The sequence below is a fragment of the Streptomyces sp. NPDC057474 genome (assembly GCF_042802555.1).
GTDB lineage: Bacteria > Actinomycetota > Actinomycetes > Streptomycetales > Streptomycetaceae > Streptomyces.
This window is the reverse complement of the sequence record NZ_JBHVDX010000243.1, coordinates 1-4,602: the sequence shown is the minus strand read 5'-3', so window position 1 is coordinate 4,602 and position 4,602 is coordinate 1. Positions and strand designations below refer to the sequence as shown.

The following is a 4,602-nucleotide window of genomic DNA, read 5'->3' as shown; positions in this document are numbered from 1 at the left end:
CGGTGAGGACCGTGTCGGCCTGGGCACGCGGCCCGAGTTCGTGGGCCGCGCTGTCGAAGAGCTCGCCGGCGTCGACGGCGAGCGTGGGGTCGGCGAGGCTGTGCACACGGGGGACGAGCAGCAGGCCGGGTGGCCCCTCGGGCCGTTCTTCGAGCTCGACCCGCAGGGCCACGCGGACGCCGGAGTCGAGGCCGACGGAGATCTCCTCGGCCCAGGCGCGCAGTTGGGGCACGTGCTGGGGCTCGGCGGCGGCGAACGCGGCGCGGCCGGTGGCCGCCTCGGCCGCGGCGGTGCGCGGCAGGGTGTCGGCGACGCAGTCGAGGAACGCCCGTACCAGTGCGAGGGGTTCGGTGCCGGGCACGGCGAGGGCCTCGGCGGGCGCGGCGTCGGCGAGTTCCCGCAGCCGTACGACGTCCTCGGGGTCCAGCGGGCCGGCCCGCCAGGTGTCGTAGCCGCCGGGCGACACGCCGGGCAGCAGCCGCTCGCGGGCGGCGAGGTGCAGTGCGACGGCGAGCGCCCCGCCCCAGAAGGCGGTGGCGGGGTGGGCGTCGTCGGCCCCGTCCGCTCTGCGGGCCCGGGCCAGCACGGGCAGGGCCTCGGCCACGGGCAGGCGCAGCACCGGGACGGTGCGCAGGGCGACCTCGCCGTCGCGGGCGGTGACGAGGTCCGCCTCGCCGGCTTCGCCTAAGGGAAGGTGGGGCGGGCCGTCCCCCACCGGGTCCCAGAAGGCCACGCGGCCGGTCCGGGCCGGGTCTCCCGGCTCGAAGACGGCCGCGTACCGCGCCAGCAGGGCGGCCTGCTCAGGCGCCATCCACACCATGCGTCACGCTCTCTCTAGTTGTTGGTTCTGCCGTCGTACGCGCGGGGGCCGCGCACGCCGGTCGGTCAGCTTGTCAGGTTACGGAAGCGGCGTACCGACAGCGGGATGAAGACGGCGCACAGGATCACCGGCCACACGACGGCCATGAGCAGGGCGTGCTGGGCGATCCACGAGTCGCCGCCCCAGCCGGGGTTGCCGAACAGTTCCCGCACGGCGAGCACCGTGGAGGACAGGGGATTCCACTCGGCGATCGTCCCGAGCCAGCCGGGCATGGTGGAGGGGGCGACGAACGCGCTGGTCAGAAAGCCGACGGGGAACTCCAGGGTCTGCACCATGGTGATGCCTTCGGGGCCCTTCATCAGCAGGCCCAGATAGATCCCGGCCCATACCAGGGCCAGGCGCAGGAGCAGCAGCAGGCCCACCGCGAGGGCCGTCTCACCGAGGGTGCCGTGTGCGTCCCAGCCGATGAGGAGACCGGTCGCGAACAGCACGGCGAGGGCGAGCAGTGAGGACAGCATGTCGGTGACGGCGCGTCCGACGACCACGGCGGAGGGGGCCATCGGCATCGTGCGGAACCGTGAGGTGACGCCGCGGTTCTTGTCGGCGGCGACGGCCGTGACCGTCTCGCCCATGCCGAAGACCATCGTCATGACGAACATGCCGGGCACGAGGAACTCGCGGTAGCTGCCGCCTCCGGGCACCTGCATGGCGCCGCCGAAGAAGTAGCCGAACATCAGGACCATCATCACGGGGAACGCCAGCGAGCCGATGAGGGTGCCTGGTTCGCGGATCCAGTGGGTCAGGCCGCGCAGGGTGACGGTCCAGCCGTCGGCGGCGGCCCAGCGCAGCCGGGTGAGCGGGGTGCGCGGGATCTGCGGGAGCCCGCTCGCCCGGGGTGCGGTGATGCTCATGCCGCCACCGTCTCTCGCTGGTTGTGCGGGGCCCGGTCCGGGGTGCGCGGGACGCCGGTCAGATGCAGGAACACCTCGTCGAGTGTGGGGCGGCGCAGCGCGATGTCCTCGGCCACGATCCCGGCGTGGTCCAGGGCGCGGACGACCTCGCTCAGGCCGCTCGTGCGGTCCTCGACCGGGCCGCTGATGCGGCGCGTGTCCACGTCGGTCTCCGGCGCTGAGGCGAAGACGCGGGCCAACGCGTCGGCGGCGGCGCTCAGGGCGTCGGCGCGGCGGACCACGACGTCGATGCGGTCGCCTCCGACGCGGCTCTTGAGGTCGTCGGGCGTGCCCTCGGCGATGACCTTGCCGGTGTCGATGACGGAGATGGAGTCGGCGAGCTGGTCGGCCTCCTCCAGGTACTGGGTGGTGAGCAGCACGGTGGTGCCGTCGGCGACGAGGCCGCGCACGGCGTCCCACACCTCGCCGCGGCTGCGCGGGTCGAGCCCGGTGGTCGGCTCGTCGAGGAAGAGGACGGGCGGGGCGAGGACCATGGACGCGGCGAGGTCCAGGCGCCGGCGCATGCCGCCCGAGTAGTCCTTGAGCGGCTTCTTGCCGGTGTCGGCGAGCCGGAAGTGCTGAAGGAGTTCGTCGGCGCGGCGGCGGGCGGCGGCCGGTGACAGATGGTGGAGGCGGCCGAACATCACGAGGTTCTGCCGTCCGCTGAGCACCTCGTCGACGGCCGCGTACTGGCCGACCAGGCCGATGCTGGCGCGTACGTCGGCGGCCTGCCGGGCGACGTCGTACCCGGCGACCTCGGCGCGGCCGCCGTCGGCCCTGAGGAGGGTGGACAGCACGCCGACGGAGGTGGTCTTGCCCGCGCCGTTGGGCCCGAGCAGTCCGTGGACGGTGCCCGGCGGCACGGTCAGGTCGAATCCGTCGAGCGCGTACCGGTCGCCGTAGCGCTTGCGCAGCCCTTCGGCGAGGACTGCAGGCCTGGTCGCATCCACGTCGGCTTCCTTAGGTCGTCGCACCGCCTCGTGGCGGTGGCGGCTTGTGGGTGTGGGATATCGCTCCCATGATCGGACCCGTCGCTCGAGAGCCGGTGGAGCGCGGCTGGAGAGCCGGACGCTGGGGCGCGGTTCCACGGCTGCTCTAGCGGGGGGCCCGAGCGTGGGGCGCCAGGCCCCGACACGAGGGAAGTCACCGTGATCACTTTCATCAACCGCTTCGACGTCACCGGTCCGGCCGCGGAGTTCGAGGAGGCCTTCGACACCACCTCGGCGTTCTTCGCCGCCCAGCCGGGTTTCATCCGGCACCGGCTGCTGCAGCACGTGGACGCGCCCCACCTGTATGTGAACATCGCCGACTGGGACGACCAGGACTCCTTCCAGAAGGCGTTGTCCCGGCCGGAGTTCGCCGCGCACCGGGCGAGGCTGCGCGCGCTGAGCAGCAGTGACCCGAACCTGTACACGCCGCTTCTGGAGCGGGTGGCCCGCTGAGCGGGCCGTTTCGCCGGGCGGTCAGGCCAGGCAGCGGGGCGGCCCGCCGTTGAACTCGATCATCTCGCCGAGTGCGGCCTGTCTCTCGGACATGGCCAGCGGGGCGTCGGCGGGCAGGCCGGCCAGCTCGGCGTAGGCGCGGTGCAGGTTGGGCAGCAGCCGCTCCGCGTCCAGCAGGCCGGCGTAGCGGCCGAGTTCGGCGCGGGCCGCCGTCTGGGCCGGGGTCAGGCCCGCCCGGACGCCCTGCCCGGCGAGGCGCTGCACCAGGCGCAGGTAGCCCTCCACGGCGTCGAACACCTCGGGCCCGCACACCGGTCCGTGCCCGGGTACGACGGTGGTGGCGTCGAACGCGCGCAGCCGCTCCAGGGCCGCCAGCGACCCGGCGATCGAGCCCATCAGGCAGAACGGCGTCACCCCGTTCATGACGAGGTCCCCCGTGAACAGGACCTTCCGGCCGGGCAGCCAGACCACGGTGTCGTTGGAGGTGTGGGCCGGGCCGATGTGCTCCAGTTCGGCGCGGATCGCGCCGACGTGGAGGGTGAGGCTGTCGCGGTAGGTCACGGTGGGCGGCGTCAGCTCGATGCCGCCCCACTGGACGTCGGGCCACAGGCCCGTCAGATGCAGTCCGGCCGCGATCATCTCCGTACGGGTGCGTTCGTGGCCGATCACGACGGCCTCGGGGAAGACGAAGTTGCCGTAGGCGTGGTCGCCGTGGAAGTGCGTGGTGACGATGGTGCGCGGGGCTGCCGGGTTCACCTCCAGTGCGGTGGCGCGCAGATGGCGGGCACGGGCCTCGGTCGCGGTGGTGTCGACGAGGGCGCTCTGGCCGCCGGAGACGATGATGCCCGCGTTGTTCAGGCACCAGCCGCCGGGCGGCTGGAGGTAGGCGTGCACGCCTTCGGCGATCTCGGTCGCCCGGCCTGCGGGTGCGGGGGCGGGGGTGTCGGCAGGGACGGTGGTGCTGGACGGCACGGCCGGTCTCCTCACACAGTTCTCGGTTGCGCCGAGCCTCGTACGCGCGCCTCGCAGCACGGTGGACGGCGGGCGGATCCGCCCGCCGCGCACGAGCGGGTCTCGACCCGTTGTCGACCGGTTCCTTCGACCGTGGCGGGGAAACGGGTCCACCGACTGAGGAGTCAAGGATGACCGAGCGCCGCCGATGGCCGTCCCACCTGCTGCGGCACGTGTGGGCGGGGCTTGTCGCCCTGGGCGGGATGTATGTCTGCGGCGAGGTGAGGCGCGCCCGGGCGCCGCAGGTGCTGCTGTCGCGGCCCCCGGCGGGGCACCCGGAGCGGCTGTGCCCGCAGGTGCCGCTGTCGCCGCTGGAGCGGGCGCTGACGCGGGAGCTGAGCGGGCGCTGAACCCGCGCACGCATCGGGCCCGCCGGACG

5 protein-coding genes and 1 pseudogene are annotated in these 4,602 nt (G+C 73.5%); 2 read left to right on the top strand and 4 right to left on the bottom strand.

Annotation, left to right across the window (positions count from 1 at the left end; genetic code table 11):
- The 3 genes and pseudogenes from ACFU53_RS40565 to ACFU53_RS40555 form a co-directional block, all read right to left on the bottom strand.
- A pseudogene (locus tag ACFU53_RS40565) lies at positions 1–811 on the bottom strand (ATP-dependent helicase); the annotation flags it as partial.
- 74 nt (positions 812–885) lie between these two features.
- Entirely contained in the window at positions 886–1,731 is an 846-nt protein-coding gene (locus tag ACFU53_RS40560) for an ABC transporter permease (protein WP_384004485.1), read from the bottom strand.
- On the bottom strand, positions 1,728–2,720 hold the full coding sequence (locus ACFU53_RS40555) for an ATP-binding cassette domain-containing protein (RefSeq protein WP_384004483.1): 993 nt from the start codon (positions 2,718–2,720) through the stop codon (positions 1,728–1,730). The genes ACFU53_RS40560 and ACFU53_RS40555 overlap by 4 nt, the downstream gene beginning before the upstream one ends.
- Positions 2,721–2,918: 198 nt before the next feature.
- Here ACFU53_RS40555 and ACFU53_RS40550 point away from each other — a divergent pair, with 198 nt between their 5' ends.
- Positions 2,919–3,212 carry an antibiotic biosynthesis monooxygenase family protein gene (locus ACFU53_RS40550; protein WP_384004481.1) on the top strand — a complete coding sequence of 98 codons (294 nt, stop codon included), beginning with the start codon at positions 2,919–2,921 and terminating at the stop codon, positions 3,210–3,212.
- Between the two features lie 21 nt (positions 3,213–3,233).
- On the opposite strand, the gene ACFU53_RS40545 is transcribed toward ACFU53_RS40550, so the two are convergent.
- Positions 3,234–4,184, bottom strand: coding sequence for an MBL fold metallo-hydrolase (locus ACFU53_RS40545; protein ID WP_384004479.1), 951 nt, complete (start codon positions 4,182–4,184; stop codon positions 3,234–3,236).
- A 170-nt stretch (positions 4,185–4,354) separates the two neighbouring features.
- On the opposite strand from ACFU53_RS40545, the gene ACFU53_RS40540 reads away from it, so the two are divergent.
- Entirely contained in the window at positions 4,355–4,573 is a 219-nt protein-coding gene (locus ACFU53_RS40540) for a DUF6059 family protein (protein WP_384004477.1), read from the top strand.
- Positions 4,574–4,602 lie beyond the last annotated feature (29 nt).

What these genes read in the sequence shown, in the direction of transcription:
- ACFU53_RS40560 (WP_384004485.1), bottom strand. Translation starts at nt 1,731, where the DNA reads ATGAGCATCACCGCACCCCGGGCGAGCGGGCTCCCGCAGATCCCGCGC.
- ACFU53_RS40540 (WP_384004477.1), top strand. Translation starts at nt 4,355, where the DNA reads ATGACCGAGCGCCGCCGATGGCCGTCCCACCTGCTGCGGCACGTGTGG.